The organism is Streptomyces sp. NPDC090088 (assembly GCF_044747345.1).
Lineage (GTDB): Bacteria > Actinomycetota > Actinomycetes > Streptomycetales > Streptomycetaceae > Streptomyces.
The window spans coordinates 123856-142877 of sequence record NZ_JBIVDZ010000005.1 but is presented as its reverse complement, the minus strand read 5'-3'; the positions used below and the strand labels follow the sequence as shown (position 1 = coordinate 142877).

At 72.0% G+C, this 19022-nt stretch carries 15 protein-coding genes and 1 pseudogene; 7 read left to right on the top strand and 9 right to left on the bottom strand.

Translation table 11 applies throughout. From position 1 onward, the window contains the following. The first annotated feature begins 80 nt into the window (after nt 1–80). Nucleotides 81–695, top strand: a complete 615-nt coding sequence (locus ACIPSJ_RS24575) for a TetR family transcriptional regulator (protein WP_359217782.1) — start codon at nt 81–83, stop codon at nt 693–695. A gap of 51 nt (nt 696–746) precedes the next feature. On the opposite strand, the gene ACIPSJ_RS24570 is transcribed toward ACIPSJ_RS24575, so the two are convergent. From ACIPSJ_RS24570 to ACIPSJ_RS24560, 3 genes are all read right to left on the bottom strand, one after another. After that, the gene (locus tag ACIPSJ_RS24570) at nt 747–2357 is read right to left on the bottom strand and encodes a succinic semialdehyde dehydrogenase (RefSeq protein WP_401348863.1); all 1611 of its coding nucleotides are present in this window, start codon (nt 2355–2357) and stop codon (nt 747–749) included. Between the two features lie 42 nt (nt 2358–2399). Next, nucleotides 2400–3347: an alpha/beta hydrolase fold domain-containing protein gene (locus ACIPSJ_RS24565; RefSeq protein WP_401348860.1), complete on the bottom strand. Its 948-nt coding sequence runs from the start codon at nt 3345–3347 to the stop codon at nt 2400–2402. Between the two features lie 162 nt (nt 3348–3509). Continuing rightward, complete coding sequence (locus tag ACIPSJ_RS24560; RefSeq protein ID WP_401348858.1) at nt 3510–5444, bottom strand: MFS transporter; 1935 nt, start codon at nt 5442–5444, stop codon at nt 3510–3512. Between the two features lie 306 nt (nt 5445–5750). On the opposite strand from ACIPSJ_RS24560, the gene ACIPSJ_RS24555 reads away from it, so the two are divergent. Next, a complete protein-coding gene (locus ACIPSJ_RS24555) occupies nt 5751–6125 on the top strand; it encodes a DUF6518 family protein (RefSeq protein ID WP_401350081.1) in 375 nt (124 codons plus the stop codon). Here ACIPSJ_RS24555 and ACIPSJ_RS24550 read toward each other — a convergent pair. Next, nucleotides 6112–7122, bottom strand: a complete 1011-nt coding sequence (locus tag ACIPSJ_RS24550) for an NADP-dependent oxidoreductase (RefSeq protein WP_401348855.1) — start codon at nt 7120–7122, stop codon at nt 6112–6114. The two genes, ACIPSJ_RS24555 and ACIPSJ_RS24550, sit on opposite strands and share 14 nt — an antisense overlap. Before the next feature lie 135 nt (nt 7123–7257). On the opposite strand from ACIPSJ_RS24550, the gene ACIPSJ_RS24545 reads away from it, so the two are divergent. Continuing rightward, nucleotides 7258–7812 (top strand): helix-turn-helix domain-containing protein, encoded by a 555-nt coding sequence (locus ACIPSJ_RS24545; protein WP_359217800.1) that lies wholly within the window; start codon nt 7258–7260, stop codon nt 7810–7812. Nucleotides 7813–7882: 70 nt separating this feature from the next. Here the strand turns inward: ACIPSJ_RS24545 and ACIPSJ_RS24540 are convergent, their stop codons facing one another. Both ACIPSJ_RS24540 and ACIPSJ_RS24535 read right to left on the bottom strand, forming a co-directional pair. Beyond that, nucleotides 7883–10153 carry a M4 family metallopeptidase gene (locus ACIPSJ_RS24540; RefSeq protein WP_401348853.1) on the bottom strand — a complete coding sequence of 757 codons (2271 nt, stop codon included), beginning with the start codon at nt 10151–10153 and terminating at the stop codon, nt 7883–7885. Nucleotides 10154–10702: 549 nt separating this feature from the next. Then, nucleotides 10703–10970: pseudogene (locus ACIPSJ_RS24535) on the bottom strand (transposase family protein); the annotation flags it as partial. Nucleotides 10971–11327: 357 nt separating this feature from the next. Between ACIPSJ_RS24535 and ACIPSJ_RS24530 the strand changes: the two are divergent. The 3 genes from ACIPSJ_RS24530 to ACIPSJ_RS24520 all read left to right on the top strand — a co-directional run bounded on the left by ACIPSJ_RS24530 (nt 11328) and on the right by ACIPSJ_RS24520 (nt 13731). Further along, nucleotides 11328–11855, top strand: coding sequence for a hypothetical protein (locus tag ACIPSJ_RS24530; RefSeq protein WP_401348851.1), 528 nt, complete (start codon nt 11328–11330; stop codon nt 11853–11855). Between the two features lie 107 nt (nt 11856–11962). After that, on the top strand, nt 11963–13069 hold the full coding sequence (locus ACIPSJ_RS24525; RefSeq protein WP_401350078.1) for a sensor histidine kinase: 1107 nt from the start codon (nt 11963–11965) through the stop codon (nt 13067–13069). Next, a complete protein-coding gene (locus tag ACIPSJ_RS24520; RefSeq protein ID WP_359217808.1) occupies nt 13066–13731 on the top strand; it encodes a response regulator transcription factor in 666 nt (221 codons plus the stop codon). Before ACIPSJ_RS24525 ends, ACIPSJ_RS24520 begins: the two co-directional genes overlap by 4 nt. A 133-nt stretch (nt 13732–13864) precedes the next feature. On the opposite strand, the gene ACIPSJ_RS24515 is transcribed toward ACIPSJ_RS24520, so the two are convergent. The 3 genes from ACIPSJ_RS24515 to ACIPSJ_RS24505 all read right to left on the bottom strand — a co-directional run bounded on the left by ACIPSJ_RS24515 (nt 13865) and on the right by ACIPSJ_RS24505 (nt 18508). Beyond that, entirely contained in the window at nt 13865–15913 is a 2049-nt protein-coding gene (locus ACIPSJ_RS24515; RefSeq protein ID WP_401348848.1) for a PQQ-binding-like beta-propeller repeat protein, read from the bottom strand. Nucleotides 15914–16009: 96 nt separating this feature from the next. Beyond that, nucleotides 16010–18025: a WD40 repeat domain-containing protein gene (locus ACIPSJ_RS24510; RefSeq protein ID WP_401348846.1), complete on the bottom strand. Its 2016-nt coding sequence runs from the start codon at nt 18023–18025 to the stop codon at nt 16010–16012. Between the two features lie 129 nt (nt 18026–18154). Further along, entirely contained in the window at nt 18155–18508 is a 354-nt protein-coding gene (locus ACIPSJ_RS24505) for a hypothetical protein (RefSeq protein ID WP_401348845.1), read from the bottom strand. Nucleotides 18509–18656: 148 nt separating this feature from the next. Here ACIPSJ_RS24505 and ACIPSJ_RS24500 point away from each other — a divergent pair, with 148 nt between their 5' ends. Beyond that, the gene (locus ACIPSJ_RS24500; protein ID WP_401348843.1) at nt 18657–18845 is read left to right on the top strand and encodes a hypothetical protein; all 189 of its coding nucleotides are present in this window, start codon (nt 18657–18659) and stop codon (nt 18843–18845) included. Nucleotides 18846–19022: the final 177 nt, after the last annotated feature.

Below are 19022 nucleotides of genomic sequence, written 5' to 3'. Positions count from 1 at the left end.
CGTTTGTCCAGAGTTCGGTGAGGTGTCTGCCGGGGTTCCGGCGCTTGGGCGACCGGAACCCGGTCGGGTAGCTTCGAGGCATGGGGATCAGGCCGCAGACGCACTACGCACGAGGACAGGCACGCCGGGAACGGCTCCTCGATGCCACGGCGGAGCTCATCGCCAGCCGCGGCCTGGAGGGGGTGACCCACCGGGCGGTGGCCGCGGCGGCCGGGCTGCCGGCGTCCACGACCTCGTACTTCTTCGCCTCCATGGACGAACTGATCGGCGCTGCCGTCACACGGATCGCCGACGGCGTGCTGGAAGCGACCCGGGACCTGGTGGCCGACGCGCCCACGGCCGACGGCGCCGCCCCCGCCCCGGACTACGTCGACCAGCTGATCGACGTTCTGATCGCGTCCAAGGAGACCCTGATCAGGGCCCAGTTCGAGGCGTATCTCGCGACCTCGCGGCGGCCGGAACTGGTCGAGCCGGTGCAGCGCATCGTGCAGGCCCTGGAGGACGCGGCCGAATCCATGTTCGTCGCCCTGGGAGCGCCGGACGCGCGTCTCGCCGGCCGTGAACTCGTCGCCATGGTCGACGGGTTCGCCCTGCAGCGGCTCGCGCATCCACGCCCCGACGACCGCGCGGTGCTGCGCGACGCCCTGCGTCGGCTGATCGCGGCCCACCTCGACGAGGCATCCGCGCGGCCCTGAGGATCGGCACTTCCCCCGGCGAGGCGCCCGCACCCGGGGGGGGCGGCCCCGTCATCCCTTCCCGGCGAGGCGGTCGAGCGCCCTCATGGCGACGGTCATCGCCCGTGCGTAGCGCTCGCCACCGACTCCGGGAGGCCGGCCGAGGGACCGCCCGCGCTGCCGTGCCACGGTCTGCGGGTCGGTGTACTTGAGCAGGCCCTGGCGTCCGTGGCGCGTGCCCTGGCCGGAGGCACCCCAGCCGCCCATGGGGGCATCGGTGGATCCCCAGGCGGCGGCGTAGCCCTCGTTGATGTTGACGTTGCCGCTGCGCAGCCGGTGCGCGAGACGCCGCCCGCGTGCGGGATCGCGGGTCCACACGGAAGCGTTGAGCCCGTAGCCGGTGTCGTTGGCACGGGCCACGGCCTCGTCGTCGCTGCCGACACGGTAGAGGGAGACGACGGGCCCGAAGGTCTCCTCCGCGCAGACCCGCATGGTCTCGTCGACATCGGTCAGGACCGTGGGTTCGTAGAAGGTCGGCCCCAGGTCGGGACGCGCCCTGCCGCCGACGAGCACCGTGGCACCCCGGGCGGTGGCGTCGTCGACGTGCCCGCGGACCGTCGCCAGCTGCCGGGACGACACCAGGGGTCCCAGATCGTGGCTCCAGTCCAGGGCATGGCCGAGTCGCAGTCCGCCCACGGCCTCGACGAACCCCGGTACGAACTCGTCCCAGACCTGCTCGTGGACGTAGAGCCGCTCCAAGGAGACGCACAGCTGCCCCGCGTTGGCGAAGCAGGAGCGGACCGCGCCGGGGACGGCCTTGCCGAGGTCGGCGTCGTCGCAGACGAGGAGGGCGTTCTTGCCGCCGAGTTCCATGGAGAAGTCGGTCAGCCGCTCGGCCGCTCCGGCCGCGAGGGTGCGGCCGACCCGGGTGCTGCCGGTGAACATCAGGAAGTCGGTATGGTCGATGACGGCCTCCGCCAGCTCGGACCCGATGCCGGTGACGACGGTGAACACGTCGTCCGGCAGCCCGGCTTCGGCCAGGAGCTCCTTGGCCCACAGACAGGAGAAGGGGGTGAGCTGGTCCGGCTTCGCCAGCACCGCGTTGCCGGCCAGGAGCGCGGGCAGTGCGTCGGTCACGCCGAGGGAGAGCGGGTAGTTCCACGGCGAGAGGACGGCCACCACACCCTTCGGGTGGCGGACCTCGTGGGTGACGGTCAGGCCCGGCACGGCGCCGCGCCGCCGGTGGGCGCGCAACAGGTCCGGGCCGACGGTCGCATAGTGGCGGCAGACCTGGGCGACGTCGAGGATCTCCTCGAAGGCGTCGGTGCGGGTCTTCCCGCTCTCCAGCTGGACGATGTCGAGGATCTCGCTCTGCCGGTCCAGTACGAGCCTGCCGAACTGCCGGACGACGTGGGCGCGTTGCCGGACGGGCACCCGTGCCCAGCCCCGCTGCGCGGCTCTGGCCCGCCGTACGGCGGAGACGACGTCATCGGGGGTGGCGTGCGGGATGTCGCCGATCCGTCGTCCGTCGGCGGGGCAGTCCACGGGGATCCGGTCACGGTCGCCGGGGACGGTCGCGAGCGCCGCGAGGCGGGCCATCCGGCGGGCCTGCGGGTCCGGCGGCCCGGACCGGTCGCGGTGGCCGGCGGTGGGCCCGTCGGGTGCGGGGTGCAGAGGGGACATGGGCGGGGATCACTCCTTCGGGTCAAGCGGGGGCTGAGGCGTTCAGGCGAGGTCTGAGGCATTGAGGCGCGCGGTCACCAGTCGCCGTGCCTCGGCGGACTCCGGCAGGAAGGTCACCGCCGGGTAGACGTGGAAGCCGTCGGCGCCTTCGAGCAGGGTGATGTCGACACCGGCCGCCCGGGCCCGGGCCGCGAAGTCACGGCAGTCGGCCACGAAGATGTCGCGGGTGCCGACGATCACCGTGGTCGGGGGCAGCCCGCGCGGGTCACCACCGCCGGGACTGACCTGGGGCGAGTCGAGAGGGAGCGCTCCGGCCCACAGCCGGCCGGCGTAGCGCAGCCCGACGACGCCGAGCGTGGGATCCCGGACGACGACATCGGCCACGCCGGGGTTCGTGAGTCCGACGTCGAGCCACGGGGCGAAGAGCACGAGGTGCCGCGGCGCCGGCAGCCCCTCGTCCCGCAGGCGCATGGCCGTGGCCAGCGCCAGCCCGCCGCCCGCCGAGTCCCCGGCCCACACGGGCGCCGTACCGGACTCCGCGGTCAGCCGTACCTGGAGGTCGAGCAGGGCCGGGACGACCGTCGCGGCCGTCCCCTCGGGGGCCAGCGGATAGAAGGGTGCGATCACCCGGGCGTCGTTCTCCGCGGCGAGTGCGGCCATCAGGTCCCAGTGCTGTACGACGACCGGATTGATGTAGGCGCCGCCGTGGAGGTAGACGATCGTGCGCTCGGGCCGCCGGTCGCGGACACCGATCTCGGCACACCGCAGCCCGCCGCGGTCGTGCACCGTGACCTCGTGGGTGCGCCGCAGCCGCCGCGGCACGGCGGCGGGCCCCTTGCCGCGGTTGCGGAGGCGGTCGGCCTCGGTGGACGCGTCGGCGCCGAGGATCCTCTTCGTCCTGGTGACGGCGAGCCCCGCGCACACCAACCGCATACGCAGCGACGGACGGCTGCGCCGGGTCACAGCCTCGCCCCGCTCCCTCGTGGACATCTCGAACCTCCTCACCCGCCGGGCGACGCCGCGGCGCTCGTATGCACTGGTCGCGTGTGCTGGTCGTATGCGTCGGTCGTCGCGTTCAGCTGCGTGTTCCCGGACGGGGTGAAACGCGGGCACGTGCGTCCCACCCGGCCACGGCGCCGGCGCTACGACTCCCTACGACTCCCTGAGCGCGGCCAACTCCCGGTCGACCAAGGCGTCGTGCGCCCGCTCGTCCTCGCGGGCGCGGCGCGGGTTCCACCGGCCGGCCATGAGGAAGACGCAGGGCAGGAACAGCAGCTGACCGGCGACGCACACCCACCACCAGGTCTGCCACTGCCTCGGGTTGTCCCGGGCGGCCTTCGCCACCTCGGCCCCGTGCGCGGTGAGGTACGCCATGTCGCGCTTGCCGATCGCGGTCGGCGCGGCCTTCAGGTCGGCGGCATAGCGCACCGCGAGCCGCAGACCCTGTTGGGTGCCCGGGTCACCCAGACCGGCCAGCAGCTTGACGGCCGCCGCCCGGTCGACTCCGAGACCGGCCGTGATCTGTTTCACCGCATCGGCCTGGGCGGCCGTGTCCCGCGGGTCGGCCTGGATCGCGGCCATGGTGGCGGGGGCGACGGTCTGGGCGGCGGCCAGCTGACCACCGCGTACGACCGACTGCGCCCTGTGGATCTGGACCGGCCCCGCGCCTTCCGCCGTGGCGACCTGCCCGAGCAGCTCGGCCAGCGCGTTCCGGTCGGCGGGGTCCTGCCGTACGCGGGCCGCGAGGGCGGAGTCGATGCCGGTGACGATGGCGAACTGCCGAGGGTGTTCCTGCTGCACGGCGGTGATCCGTGCCCCCTTCTCCACCAGTGTCGAGGTCGCCGGGACGATGAACGTCAGCACCACGAGGGAGAGGGTGACGACCAGCCGCAGCGTCCAGCCCCAGACCGCGAGCCCGACCGCGGTGGCCGCCGGGTTGCGCTTCTCCACGGTCTCGGTGAACGAGGCCATCCAGGCGACGTAGGCCATGCCGCCGCCGACCGAGCCGAGGACGAAGTAGAGGGCGAAGTCGTAGTAGCCGGTGTCCGGCCGGGTCGCCGCGACGGCGAACAGGACGGTGCCCACGACGCTGATGAGGCCGCCGAGCACCATGAACGGCTTGCGCACCCGCAGCTTGTCCGACAGCAGGCCGAACACCACCAGACTGATCGCGTTGAACGCCCAGTACCAGTTGACGAGGGCGTTGGCGCGCTGGTCGCTGTAGCCGAACGTCGTCGCGAAGTAGACGACGGCGAAGCCGACCAGCGCGTAGTAGAGCAGCAGGAAGACACTGATCGCCACCGCCGGGCCGACGATGCCGAGGCTCAGCATCTGCCGCCACGCACCGCCGGGTTCACTTGCGGAGCCGGCGTCCTTCGCACGGGCCTCCACCAGGGCGCGGTCGCGCATGCTCACCATGAGCTGGTCACGCAGCGCCGGGGACAGCTCGCGCAGACCGAGGAGGGCGGCGACGAAGACGACGAGCCCGACGACGCCGCAGACGTGGAACTGGAAGCGCCAGTCGGGGTGTTGGTCCAGCGTGTTGCTGGAGACGGTGGTGACCACGAGGCTGCCGAGGACGGGGCCGAGCGTCCAGAACCCCATGGCGGCGCCGCGCCCCACCTGCGGGGAGAAGTCGCGGATGAGCGCCGGGGTCGCCACCAGGACGACACCCTCGACGAAGCTGAGCAGGACGTACAGGACCAGGTACGCGACCCCGTTCGGGGCGTGGGGCAGGCCGACGAGGATGATCAGGCCGGTCGCGAGCAGGCCCCCGACCACCAGGTTGGCCCGGCCCCAGCGGTCGGCGAGTCCGGCGAACAGCGAGGCGAAGGCACCGACCGCGTTGCCGGCGACCGAGATCCAGACGAAGTAGCTGAAGGACATGCCGAGTTCGGTGATGATCTGGGTCGCCACCGAGCCCGAGACGTACAGCTCGTAGTAGAGGACCACGGTCGAGAGCACCGTGATCGCCAGGTACAGGTACCGGAGTCCGGTGTCGGGATAGTGGGACAGCTGCCGGTTCCACAGGCCGCGTCGCGCTGCGGGACTTCCATCGGGGAGCACGGGGACGGGGGTCGTTGTCACGGTGATTCCTTCCCTGGCGGTACGCCGGTGGCGCACCCAGCGTGTGGGGCGGGAACCCGGTCGGGAGGGCCGGCCCGCACCGGTCCGTGGCTCGACGGCCGCTACCTGGACGCCGATGACCCCGGACCCTTTCGCCGCGGGACCGCGGCGTTTTCACGGGTGGCTCGCCGGGTCCGCGGACCACCGTTCGGCGGGCGGTCTCGGGGAGGGCGCTTCGTGGACGCCGTCCCGCTCCTGTCCGCTGCCGTGGACGTTGCGGAGACGGTAGGACGTAGTCTGGGCAAATGTCCAGACTTCGATGACCGAATGTTCCGCACGAGGCGAAACATCGCTGGTCACAGGCGACTTCACGGTCGGCAATCGGCGACAGCCACAGCTACGGTCGGCGGGCCGGCGTTCGGCGTTCTCACCAACCTGACTCAGGGATGGCCCCCTGGAACACGGAACCAACTCGCCGACCCGGGCGCCGCCTGGTCCACCGCCGCATTCGCCGCCGGAGCCCAGATCGCCGTCGCCTACGCGGTGATCGGCCTTCCCCTCCGGCTGATCCACAGCCGAGCAGCCACTGTGTCGTCCGACGCGACGGCGAGGGCGGGCCGCCGCACGCGACAACCGATCGCCCCGCGCGACGAAAGGGCCCGATTTGCCGACCCGAACATGCGGAGACCTAGGCGACCGTGAGGACGATCTTGCCCTGGATATGACCCCGGGAGGCGCGTTCGTGTGCCGCGCGGGCGTCCGGGAGGGGGAAGGTGCTGTCGATCGCGACACGGACCGCGCCCGCGGTGAGGAGGCGTCCCGCTTCGGCGAGTTGCGGGCCGTGCGAGCGGACCTGGGTGCCGGAGACGGTGACGCCGAGGTTGGCGGTCTCCTCGTCGTCGTACGCGCCGAAGAAGACGGGGAACAGGGCACCGCCGCGCTTGAGTGTGCGCAGGAAGCGGCTGCTGTCGGGGCCGCCGACGGCGTCGAGGACGAGGTCGACGTCGTGCGCGAGTTCCTCGGGGCGAGCCCTGGTGTAGTCGATGAACTCGTCGGCACCCAGCTCGCGCAGGAAGGACTCGTGGGTACCCGATGCCACCGCGATGACATGGGCGCCCTTCCACTTCGCCAACTGGAGCGCGAAGTGGCCGACGCCGCCCGCGGCTCCGTTGACGAGCACCCTCGTGTCGGCGTCCAGGGCCACCGGGCGGTGCCGTGCCGCCTGGAAGGGTGACGGGTGGTCGTGGCCGAGTTCGATCAGGAACTGCCACGCCGTCAGCAGGGACATGGGCGCACCGGCGGCGTGCACATGGTCGATGCCGGCCGGCTTGTGCGCGAGGTCGGACGCGGGCGCGGCCACGTACTCGGCGTACGCCCTGCCGTCGAAGCTGGGGAAGCGGAGGAGGCCGAAGACCTCGTCGCCGACGGAGAAGCCCTCCACGCCCGGGGCGACGGCCTCGACCACGCCCGACACGTCCGTTCCGGGGGTCACGGGCAGGTCGAACGTGGGCCTCGTCTCCGGAGGGATGTTGCGCAGCCCGTCGCGCAGGTACCAGTCGGGAGGATTGACGCCGACCGCGTGCACGCGGACGAGCACCTCGCCGGGAGCCGGTTCGGGGAGCAGCACCTCGTCGTAGCGCAGCACTTCGGGGCCGCCGTGCTCGTGCAGCCGGATGGCCCTCATCGTGCGTCCTGGCATCGTTTCCTCCTGCCCCCGGCCGGGGGTACCGTTAGCGGATCAGTGGTCCATATATCCGGACCACTGATCCGAATATATGGACCACTGATCCGGATCGTCAAATGGACCACCGGTCCGGATAGTCAAGAGGGATGGATGCGGGCCGACGCCAGGAAGAATCGCGACCACCTGCTCGCCGTCGCGGGTGCCGTCATCGCCGAGCAGGGCGCCGAGGCGTCGCTGCGCGACATCGCGCGCAGGGCCGACATGGGGCTCGCCACGCTGCTCCGTCACTTCCCCACGCGCGAGGCACTGCTCGACGCCTTGCTCCGGACGAGCTTCGACGGGCTGACGGCGAGGGCGGCCGAGCTCGAGACGTCGAGCTCGGCCGAGGACGCACTCGTTTCGTGGCTGCGTGACTGTGTGGCGTGCGCGCACGAGTACCGGGGCGCGACCGCGCTGATGGCGGCCGCCCTGGAGGACAGCGAGTCCGCGCTGCACGCCTCGTGCGTCACGATGCGCGCGGCCGGCACCGGGCTCCTCGCCCGGGCCCAGGCCGCGGGCGCGGCCCGGGCCGACATCGACGGCACCGATCTGTTCGCGCTGGTGGCGGCGCTGGCCTGGATCGGCGATCAGCCCTCGCTCACGCCACGCGCGGACCACCTGCTCGATGTGGTCGCGAGCGCGATCCTGACGAACCGACCGGCGTGAACGGGTTGTCCCGGGACGCGGTGGGCGTCCCGGGACGAGGGGTGTCCACGGCCGGTGGGGCCGGGTGGGGTCAGGGGATGAGCCGCCACTGGGCGATGTAGCCGACGTCGATCGCGGCGTGGTCCTGGACCCGGAGTTTCCAGGTGCCGGAGAGGGGCTGCGCGGAGGCGTCGAGGGTGAACGTCTGGTCGACGTTGTCGGCGGAGCCGCCGCTGCGGTTGAGGAGGGAGTAGACGGTTCCGTTCGGGCCGACGAGGTCGACGGTCAGGTCGCCGCGGTAGGTGTGGACGATGTTGACGTAGACCTGGGTGGTGGCGGACGCGTTCCCGGTGCGGCCGGTCACGGTGACCGGGGACTCCACGGCGGCGGCGTTGTCGGGGATGTCGACCCGGGTGGCGTTGGCGTAGACGTAGGCGATCTGCCAGGAGAACCGCTCCGTGGCGGAGGCACCGGTGTCGTCGGTGACCGTGACGGTGACGTCACTGGTGCCGAGGGTGGTCGGGGTGCCGGATATCAGGCCCGTGTCGCTGATCGTGAGGCCGTCCGGGAGACCGGTCGCCGTGTATGTCAGGCCGGCGCCGGAGTTGGTGGTGTAGGCGTCCGTCTGGAACGACACCGCCTGCCCGATTCCGCTGATCTGGTCGGCGATGGGTGCCACGTTCACGCCGAGCGCGATCCGGTTGCCGACGTTGATCGCCGCCCACGCGTCGGCCACGGCGAGGTAGGAGGGGCTGTAGGCGCCGAAGAGGTCGGCCGCGGCCTGGAGGGTGGCCGTGCGGGCACCCGCGTAGTTCGTGCTGGACGTCATGTAGGTGGTCAGCGCCCGGTACCAGACGCGCTGGGCGTTCTCGATGCCGATGCCGGTCACCGGTTGGCCGTCGTAGGTGGGGCTGTCGTACGACACCCCGTTGACGGTCTTCGCTCCGCTGCCCTCGGAGAGGAGGTAGAAGAAGTGGTTGGCGGGGCCCGAGGAGTAGTGGACGTCGAGTCCGCCCAGGGACGGGCTCCAGTAGTCGTTGGACGCGCCGTCCTTGGAGGGCTTGTCCATGTACCGCAGGGGCGTGCCGTCGCCGTTGATGTCGATCTTTTCGCCGACCAGGTAGTCCGGGACGTCGGCGGGCAGGTTCTCGTAGAACTCGACGGCCGCGGCGAAGATGTCGGAGGTCGCCTCGTTCAGGCCGCCCGACTCGCCGGAGTAGGTGAGGCCCGCGGTGGCGGCGGTGACGCCGTGGCTCATCTCGTGTGCGGCCACGTCGAGCGCGGTCAGCGGGTGGGTGTTGCCCGATCCGTCGCCGTACGTCATGCAGAAGCAGGTGTCCGACCAGAAGGCGTTGACGTAGCCGTTGCCGTAGTGGGCGCGGCTGTAGGCGGCGACGCCGTCGTTGCGGATGCCGTTGCGGCCGAAGACGTTCTTGTAGAAGTCCCAGGTGGCGGCGGCGCCGAAGGCGACGTCCACGCCCGCGGTCTGCCGGTTGGCCGGTGTGCCGTCGCCCCAGACATCGTTGTCGTCCGTGAAGAGGGTGCCGGTGCCGGAGGTGCCCTGGTTCAGGTCGTAGGTGCGGTGTCCGGCGCGGTCGCCGTCGACGAGTTGGTAGGTCGAGCCGGAGAGCGTGGTGCCGAGGGGCACGGTTCCGTTGAACTGGCCGGTTCCGGTGCCGGTTTCGATGCCCTGGTACTGGAAGATCCGCTTGCCGGAGGCCGCGTCGGTGATCACGTGGAGTTCGTTGGGCGTGCCGTCGTCCTGGAAGCCGCCGACCACGGACTCCCAGGCCAGGGCGGGCTTGCCCGAGGCGGCCCAGACGACGAGACGGGGGCCGGCGTCGACCGCGGGCCGTTCGGCGCCCGCCTTCGCCGCGAGGGTGAGCGCCTGGGCCTTCGCCGCGGCCGAGGAGATCCTCGCCTTGGTGGACGGGACCGCGAGGTTCGCCTTCGAGGCCCGGGACACGGTCAGGCGGCCCGCGCTGTCGTGGACGACCAGGTCGCCGCCGAGGACGGGGAGGCCGGCGTAGGTGCGGGCGTAGCGGGTGTGCGTGGTGCCGTCGGCGTCCCGGGTGACGTCCTTGACGAGCAGCTTCTCGTCGGCACCCAGGCCGAGGGTCTTCGCGGTGCCGGAGGCGCCGGCTGCGGCGTTCTTGAGCAGGGCGGCCCGCTTGGCCGGTGACAGCGGCGTCGGGGCCGCGCCGGCCCGGGGCGTGGCGTGGATCCTGGCGGGGCCGGGGTCGCCGGGCGCGGCCAGGGCGGTGCCGTTCTGGAGGCCGGCCGCGAGGAGGGTGGTCGCCGTGGTCAGCGCCAGGGTGATGCTGTGTCTGACACGGCGGTGGTGACGGTCCTGCCGGAACATGGCGTTCTCCTTCTGTGGGGTGGTCGGGCTCGGTGGAGCCCGGGAGAGCGGGTCGGCTGGGTCGAGCCGTCCGGCGGCGCGCGGGTCCTGGAGGGGGGTGAGCAGGGCGGGTGGGCACGGTGCGACGAGGTGACGTCTGCTCGGCCGTGCGGTGAAGTGGGGGCTGAGATAGGGATTTTGCGTGAGGGAGCTGTGAGTTCGCGGTGAACTTTCGCAGAGCAGATTGACATCCGCCGCTCGCGATTGTCATGAGCGCAACACCACAACGGCTGGAACTGACGGTTGCGAGCTACGGTTTCGACCGGCGCGGCGACGGTTTTTGGCCGGGTGGGGGCCCAGCGGGACAGCGGGGCGGCGTGCCACGCGGGGTCCGTCGTCCAGGTGGACCGCTGCGCCGAGCGCGGTGACGATGACGAGCAGGTGACATCGGCCGAGGTCGTCCCACTCCCCCGCCAACAGCCGTGACCGTATGGCAGTCGAGGCCGCTTGAGGACTGTCCCGCAATTGATCTCGTGCTCCTGGCGGTCGGGCGACCGTCCGATCAGCGGACCGGCGATACGGGACCACCAAGCCAGGGCCCTGACAGCCGCCGTCGGCGATAGTCGTGGTCCTGCCGACGGCCGCCCTCGCACCCGATGCCGCCCACGCCCCGCAGTCGTCGCGGTCGGCCGAGTACCCGTAGCGCTGCCGCTGCCTGAGGACCGGCAACGGCCCCATGCGGTCGATGATCCGACCCGGCAGATGGCTCGCAGATGCCGAACAGCGGGGCGAGTTGCCTCGATGCCAGGTTGGCCCGCCAGTACGCGGTGACCAGAAGTGCACCCGCTCGTCCGGCGGCGCGGCACGGGGTTCCAGGATGCCGGCTTCGGGCTGCGGACCTTGACCGTGGGAAGCGGTCACGTGCCCGACTCCGCGCACCCCAGGGTCGGTTGAGGCGGTCAGGCCAGGGGGCGCCCCGGTGCGCCGGCATCTCGCCTGCCCGACCACTGCGCTTGCTGCCAACGGCGTCACCGTGGCCGGTGTGCGTCAGGTGGACATGACTGTCCTTGCGCCTGCCGGCGTGGAGCATCCTGTCTGCCGGCAGGGGTGGACATCGCGGAGGCGGCTGATCTCCACCCTCGTTTCCACCTATGGGTCCAGGTGCTGTGAGCATGATCGCAGCAGGCTTGGGGGCATGACAACAACCGAGTGGATCACCGACATCGCCCTCGTCCTCGTCGTCTTCCGGCAGCTCCGGGAAGGCCGGCTCGACCTCAAGTCCTTCCTGATCCCGCTGGGCATCGTGGCCTTCGTGGCCCACCAGTACCTGGACAGCATCCCCACCGCGGGCAACGACCTGGTGCTGGTCGGGGTCCTGATGGGCGTCGGTGCCGCGCTGGGCGTCGCCGGCGGCGTCTACACCCGACTCCGGATCGTCGGTGAGCACGTCCTGATCAAGGCCGGTGCGGTGTCGGCGATCCTGTGGGTGCTGGGCATGGGAGCGCGCATGGGTTTCCAGCTGTGGACCGAGCAGGGCGGGGGCGCCGACGACGTCGCCCGTTTCAGCGTCGCCCACCAGATCACCAGCGAGCAGGCCTGGGTGGCGGCGTTCGTCCTGATGGCACTGACCGAAGTGGTCACGCGGCTGGCCACGATCTTCATACGGGGCCGGATCACCCGGGCTGCGGCCGACCCCGTGCCCGTCCTCGACGGTGTGGCCTGACCGTGCGTTATGTTCTGCCCATGACCGCAACCGAGAGCGCCTCGCCCCCTGGCCGGTCCACGGCCCAGGGGGCGGCCCCGCAGCCGGTTCCCGGACGGGACCCGCGTGTGCAGTGGCTGCTGACCCTCGCGGTGGTCGTCGTCGGGATCCTGACGGTCCGCCCGATGGGCTTCAGCGGCTGGGGCCTGGCCGTCACCGCTCTCCTCGTGGTCAACTCCGTGGCCCTGCTGGCCCGGCACCTGCCCGAGCACAAGGTCCCCGGCCGTCCGGCCCTCCTCTGGCTGACCCTCGGCGTCGTCGCGGCCGCCGCCCTGATCGGTGCCAGCCGCAGCGGATCGGGCTATCTCTTCGCCTTCTTCCTCTCCGGTCACATCGGATACCGCCTGGAGACCAAGCCGGCCCTCGCGCTGGCGGGGATCTGCAGTCTGCTCTGCGGCGGGGTCCTGTACTTCGGCCTCGGGCCGGGGCACGACGTGTTGTCCTGGACACTCGGGCTCGCCACCGGCATCCCGGTCCTGATCGGCATCGTCAACCGCAGCCAGCGCCGGGCCGTGGTGGCGGCGATAGAGGCGGCCGAGTCGGCCGAGCGCGCCGCCCGAGCCGAGGCCAGGACCGCCGTACTGACCGAACGTGGCCGGATCGCCCGGGACGTGCACGACGTGCTGGCGCACTCGCTCGCCGGCATCAACATGCAGTTGGAACTGGCCGACGCGCTGATCGACACCGGTGACCTGGAGAAGGTCCGGGAGGCCAACAACACGGCCCACGGCCTGGTCAGAGAGAGCCTGAAGCAGGCGCAGTGGACCGTGCACGCCCTGCGCGAGGACTCCCTGCCGCTGCTGGAGAGCCTTGCCGCGATGCTCGAATCGTCGGGCCACCGGGACGTCCTCACCGTCACCGGGACCGTCCGGGAGGTGCCGCCTCAGGTGACGCAGAACCTGCTGCGGATCGCCCAGGAGGCGCTGACCAACGCCGCCCGGCACGCCCCTGGCGGAGACTTGGCCGCCGAACTGGACTTCGCCGGCTCCTCGATGACCCTGACGATCCGCAACCGCCCCGCCACGCGCGCGGTGACGGCGGGGATCGGCAGCGGGATGGGGCTGATCGGAATGCGCGAACGCGTCGCCCTGTTGGGCGGCACCGTCACCGCCGGCCCGGTCACCGAGGGACCGGACCAGGGCGGCTGGAATGTGAAGGCAGTGATCCCGGGATGAGCGAACCGACCGAAACTCCGCAGCCGTTGAGGGTGGTCGTCGCCGACGACCAGGCCGCCGTCCGGGAGCCGCTGGCCGCCGTGCTCGGGCTGTCCGAGGGCATCGACGTCGTCGCGGCCGCGGCGGACGGCAGCGAGGTGCTGGCGGCCGTCGCCGCCGGGCCGGTGGACGTCGTGCTGATGGACCTGCGCATGCCCGTGATGGACGGGATCGAGGCGACCCGCCGCCTCGGCGAGGAGCACCCCGAGGTGGCGGTGGTCGTGCTGACCACGTTCGCCGACGACGACTCGGTCCTTGGCGCGCTGGGCGCAGGGGCGCGCGGCTACCTCACCAAGAACGCGGGACGCCAGGACATCACCCGGGCGATCCGGGCCGCTGCCGCCGGCCAGTCCGTGCTCGACCGCGAGGTGCAGGACCGACTGCTCGCCGCCGTCCGGACCAAGGCGCCGGCACCCGGGCAGGGCCTGCCCGAGGACCTCACTCCCCGGGAACGCGAGGTGCTCACGCTGATCGGGCAGGGCCTGCCCAACCGGGGCATCGCCGAGAAGCTCTTCATCAGTGAGGCCACGGTCAAGACCCACATCAACAACCTGTTCGCGAAGGCGGGGATCCGCGACCGCGCCGACGCCGTCCGCCGCGCCATCGAGGCAGGTCTGACCTGACCTTCCCGCTGTGGGACCGCGTCGCGATGCGGTTCCGGTCGGACGGCTGGTCTCCGGCGCGGGGGGGGGCTCACTCGTCTTCGTCCGCACGGTCGGCGCCCGGGAATACGGCCCCGCTCGGCATCCGCGGGCGTCAGGTGTGAATCGCGTACAGGAAATCGTCCGAACTGCCGACGTACACGGTCCCGTCCGCCACCACGGGCGTCGCATACACCTCCCCGCCGGTTTGCAGACGCCAGCGTTCCTCGCCCGTGACCGCGTCCACCGCCCAGAGCGACATGTCCTCGCTGCCGATGTACACGGTCCCGTCCGCCACCGCCGGTGACGACTGACGAGCGGTTCCGGTCTCCTGCTTCCAGCGTTCCGCTCCGGTGGCCGCGTCCACGGCCCACAGGTACCAGCCGTTGCTGCCCATGTACACCGTCCCGTCGACGACCGCGGGCGTGGACCACGTCGGACTGCCGAAGGGCCGCTGCCACCGCTGTTCACCGGTGGCGGCGTCCAGCGCGATCAGACCGTGGTCACAGCCGGCGTAGACGGTACCGTCGGCCACCACCGGCGAGGTGTGCGGTGAGGCGTAGGTCTTCACCTGCCAGAGTCTGCTTCCCGTGGCGGCGTCCACCGCCCACAGGGAGTCACGGGGGTGCGAGACGTAGACCCGGCCGTCGACCACCGCGGGGGAGGTGAACTCCTCGTAGGAGCGTGGGCGGCGCGGCCTGAGCCGCTGCTTCCACCGCCTGCGGCCGGTCGTCGCGTCCACGGCCCGGATTCCGTCGCCGACGGCCAGGTACACGGTGCCGTCGGCCGCCGTCGGCCGGGTATCTGCCGCGTAGTCGGTCGCGCGCTTCCACCGCAGGCGGCCGGTGACCGTTTCCACGGCCCACAGGTGCCGCCCGTTGCGGATGTACAGGGTGGCGTCGGCGACCTCCGGTGACGAGTGGAACGGGAGGGCGGACGTCAGTCGCCACCGTTCCCGGCCCGTGGCGGCGTCCAGCGCCAACAGGTCACGGTGGGCGGGCTGGTACACGACGCCGTCGGCGACGGCCGCCGTGAAGTGGCCCGCGCGCGGGACCCGCAGCCGCCAGCGCACGGTGCCGCTGATCGCAGCGGGATCCGCCGGAGCGGGTCCTTGACGGGTGCTCGTCCGGGTCGGACGGGGAGCCGAGGCACGGTGGTCCTCGGCGGGTGCTTCACCGGGCTGTTGGGCCCGCACGGCGTAGAGGTGCTCGTCCAGGCTGTCGACGTACACCGTGCCACCGCTCACCAACGGGGTGGAGTGCACCGGCTCGGTGGTCCTGACCTTCCAGTGTGTCTCGCCGGTGGCCGCGTCCACCGCCCACAGGCGTCCGTCGTGGCTGCCCGCGTACACCGTGCCGTCGGCGATCGCCGGCGTCGCGTGGATCTCACCGCGGGTTCTCAGCCGCCATCTCTCCCGACCGGTCCCGGTGTCCACCGCGATCAGATACCAGCCGTAGACACCGACGACCGCGATGCCCTCGGCCACGGCGGGGCTCGCCCACACCGCCCCGCCGGGAGACAGCCGCCAGCGTTCCTCACCCGTCGCGGCGTCCACCGCGACCAGGCCTTCGTCATTGCCCACGTACACGCTGCCACCGGCCGCCGTCGGCGTCTGCCGAACGCCCCCGGGGGGACGGACCTTCCATCGCCTGCTGCCGGTGGCCGTGTCCAGGGCCAGCAGATGCCCGCCCACGGCCGCGTACAGGACGCCCTGGGCCACGGCCGGGGACGGACTGCCCGAGGTGCGATGGTCCACCACCTTGACGTCCCACACCGACCGGCCGGTGAGCCCGTCCAGGGCCCACATCCTGCCGTCGTGCGACACGGCGTAGACGGTGCCGTCCGCCACCGCCGGCATCGACATCTTCGACCGGCGCGCTTCCCTCTTCCACCGCACGTCGCCGGTCGCGGCGTCGACCGCCGTCAGACAGCCGGCCCTGTCGGCGAAATACACGACGCCGCCGTCGGCCACCGGCGATGATCCGACTCCGGAGCCGTCGCGCAGCGTCCAGCGCCGCTGTCCGGTGTCCGCGTCGACCGCCGCCAGACCGAAGAGGCCGTCGAGGAGATAGACGGCGCCGTCGGCCATCGCCGGTGTGTGGTAAAGCACGCCACCGCCGGGCACCTTCCAGAGAGTCCTGTCACCGACATCGATACCAGTCATCTTCTCTCCCTCCCCTGGCGGGCCTTGTCACGCGGTTGACAAGCGCGACCATGAAATCCCCTGGCTCCGCGGCGTGTTGCCCGCGGCCGAACGTGTTCACTGTCCGGTGAGCGGGAGGCTGAGCACGCCGCGGTCGTGTCCGACGATCAGGTCCGCGCCCGCGGTGGCCAGACAGGTGAGCGCCACGTCGAGAGCGATGTGCTCCACCACGCCGGTCGCCGGTTCCCATATCCGCAGCCGGTGACCGTGCCGGGCGCCGGTGACCAGGACCGTGCGGCCGTCGGGCAGGGTGGTGGCGGTGACGACCGGCAGGCCGGCGGTGCCGGTGGAGGCGGGCAGGCCGCCGCCGACCGGCGCGCCGGTGGCGAGGTCCCACAGCATGACCGCACCGCGGTTGTCTCCCGTGGCCAGCACGGCCCGGTCCGGTGTGGGCACAGCCGCCACCGCTGCCGCACGGTGGTCGGCGTCGGCGAGCGCACGTGCGCTCAGCTGCACGGCCGCGCCCTTTTCCCAGGGGTCGTCGACGGCCGGATCCCACACATGAACGCGGCCCGCGGTGTCCGAGGCCGCGATCAGCGCCTGGCCGGCGGAGATCGGGACGGCGGCGATCGACTGGATCGGGCTGCCGTAGGGGTTGAGGCGTCCGACGCACTCTCCGGTGTCCGGTTGCCACAGCCGGACCGCGCCTCGGGGGGTGGCGGTGACGAGCAGGGTGCGGCCGTCGGGGACGGCCGCGACGCACATTCCGGTCACCCCGCCGGGCCAGTCGCCGGCCGGTTCGCGGACCGGTTGCCCGGTGGCGGGGTTCCACCAGCCGATCGTCCCGGTATCGCCTCCGCTCGCCAGCAGGACGCGGCCGTCGGGCAGGGACACGGCCGTCATCGAGCGGACCCGGTCGGGATGTCCGGCCGCCGGATCATGGACGAGCCGGCCGTCGGCCACGTCCCACAGGCACACCACGCCGCCTCCGCCTCCGCCTCCGGCTCCGGCCACGAGCGTCGGCAGCCCGGGGCGGGATACCACGGCCAGTGCGTCGACGCCCCCGGACGCACCGGGCGCGGAATCGGAGGACATCGCCATGTCGGAGAACACCGTCATACGGCCCCGGGGTGTGCCGTCGGCCGCGAGCACCGCGTCCCCGTCCCGCCGGAACCGGGGCGCCGCTTCACCGGTGCGTCCGGCCGCCGCCGGCTCCATCGTGGCGGCCGGCCCGCCGGAGTCCGTCGACGCCCCCGCCGACCACTGCCTGGGACGCGCGCCGTCCGGGTTCTCCGCCAGGCCGTCGGCGATCGCCCAGGTCCGCTCGCAGTCCCAGCAGCGGAAATGTCCGGTGAGCGACATCAGTTGGCGGGCGAACTCCCTTGCGGCTCCTTGCGGAGTGCCCCGGACCGCGACGATGCCGGCGACCAGGCACAGCACGGCCGGCCCCGGTGTTTCGGGGGTCACACCCGCCACCGCGACTTCGCGTGCCACCCGCAGGAAGGCCTCCCATCCCTCCCCCAGCGCCTCCTCCCGCAGCGCCGCGGCGAACTCGCCCCAGGGATGCCCTCCCGCCCGGACCGGCGCGGGAGCCGGCACCCCCGGAACCTCGGAGGGCCGACCCGCCGGGTCCACGAAGAACTCGGCGATCTCGGTGTCGCTCCCACACCCGGGACACACCAGCAGGAGGCCGCTCTCCCGGGCGTCGAGGAGCCGGTTCAGCGCCTCGCCCGTGTAGTGACCGGCGAAAGCCACGCAGGAGAGCACGAGATGAGCGCAGACCTGCGCGGGAACGCCGGCGGCCGGCAGGCTCCGGGCAGCCGCCCGCTCGGCCAGACGCAGCGCGGCACCGAACCCCGCCTCAAGGTCGTCCGGGACGGGGGGCAGGTGGTCGGCGGTCACGATGAATCCGAGGTCCACCCAGAAGTCCGCGGTCTGTCCCGGCGGTAGGGCCGCCACCGCCTCGACGAGATACGGCAGCGCCGCGTAGGCCCCGTCGGCGACGACCCCGTCGTCCATCAGACCGCCGGCCAGGTACGTCCAGGTCTGCCGCCATGGGTCTCCGCTCCCCGTGGCCGTCGCAGCGCTCTCGACGGCAGCCGCGGAAGCCAACTGCTCCAGAAGTACTTCCACCTCCTCGGCCTTCACACCATCGAGATCACGCCAACGAGGGCTGTGCAAGGGCAGCTTCGCAATCATGGAACGAGTCTCGCAGTCGGCACTGACAATCAGGACGCGGTGTGCCCTCCGACGGCCTGCGGCTCAGCAGACGGCTCCCGCCTCCAGAACGCCCGGCCGGTTGACGAGGACGGCGTGGCTACCATGCCGGTTATGCCCGGGCAAATCCAAAGCGGCGGTCCGGCCCGTGAACTCGCGCCGCCGACTGGACAGTTCACCGATCCTGGATCGCTGGTGCACGGTGACCCGGAGCTGATCCTCGCGGCCCTGGACGTAGCTGCCGGGCAGGAGGAGGCGCTGACCGCCGCGGTATACCGGGCGTCGGGGCATGTCCACCGTGACGCCGGCGCGGAAGTGCGGCGGCAGGTACTGGCGTTGGACGCCGCCAGGTACGGGAACCGGGAGTTGGCGAGAAACTTCGCCGAGGTCGCGGTTCACCAGGAGGAGGCTGACACCTGGGTCGTACGGTGGGCGACGGGCGGCGACCTGGACTCCCGGCTGCGGTACGCGTTGCCTGGCCACCGGCGAACTGCTGGCACCGCCGCTGACCGGACACACCGGTCGGGTACGCGCGGGGGCGAACGGCATGCTGGACGGTCGCCCTGTCGTCGTCGCCGGCGGCGACCGAACCGTGTGGATGTGGAACGCGGGCACAGGGCGGCAGATCGGTACGTACACCCTTGCTTCCCGTATCAAGGCACTGACGGTGGCGCCCGACGGGCGGATCGTGGTCGGTTTCGGTGCGGACATAGCGGTCCTGACCCATCGCCACTGACTTCGCGCATGTGACGGTCCGTCCGGATCCCGCGCAACTGCCCGCCGCCTTGGCGGCGGTGCGACCTCAAGGCTGCTTCGGGGTACCCGGAGGGTGAGAGAAGCCTGCCGCCGCCGTGCAGGCAACTCCGTCCGGGCTCGACGAGCCGGCCCGGGCCGACCTCGTCGCATGCTGCGG

What these genes read in the sequence shown, in the direction of transcription:
- ACIPSJ_RS24575 (WP_359217782.1), top strand. Translation starts at nt 81, where the DNA reads ATGGGGATCAGGCCGCAGACGCACTACGCACGAGGACAGGCACGCCGG.
- ACIPSJ_RS24570 (WP_401348863.1), bottom strand. Translation starts at nt 2,357, where the DNA reads ATGTCCCCTCTGCACCCCGCACCCGACGGGCCCACCGCCGGCCACCGC.
- ACIPSJ_RS24565 (WP_401348860.1), bottom strand. Translation starts at nt 3,347, where the DNA reads ATGTCCACGAGGGAGCGGGGCGAGGCTGTGACCCGGCGCAGCCGTCCG.
- ACIPSJ_RS24555 (WP_401350081.1), top strand. Translation starts at nt 5,751, where the DNA reads ATGTTCCGCACGAGGCGAAACATCGCTGGTCACAGGCGACTTCACGGT.
- ACIPSJ_RS24550 (WP_401348855.1), bottom strand. Translation starts at nt 7,122, where the DNA reads ATGCCAGGACGCACGATGAGGGCCATCCGGCTGCACGAGCACGGCGGC.
- ACIPSJ_RS24545 (WP_359217800.1), top strand. Translation starts at nt 7,258, where the DNA reads ATGCGGGCCGACGCCAGGAAGAATCGCGACCACCTGCTCGCCGTCGCG.
- ACIPSJ_RS24540 (WP_401348853.1), bottom strand. Translation starts at nt 10,153, where the DNA reads ATGTTCCGGCAGGACCGTCACCACCGCCGTGTCAGACACAGCATCACC.
- ACIPSJ_RS24530 (WP_401348851.1), top strand. Translation starts at nt 11,328, where the DNA reads ATGACAACAACCGAGTGGATCACCGACATCGCCCTCGTCCTCGTCGTC.
- ACIPSJ_RS24520 (WP_359217808.1), top strand. Translation starts at nt 13,066, where the DNA reads ATGAGCGAACCGACCGAAACTCCGCAGCCGTTGAGGGTGGTCGTCGCC.
- ACIPSJ_RS24515 (WP_401348848.1), bottom strand. Translation starts at nt 15,913, where the DNA reads ATGACTGGTATCGATGTCGGTGACAGGACTCTCTGGAAGGTGCCCGGC.
- ACIPSJ_RS24500 (WP_401348843.1), top strand. Translation starts at nt 18,657, where the DNA reads ATGCTGGACGGTCGCCCTGTCGTCGTCGCCGGCGGCGACCGAACCGTG.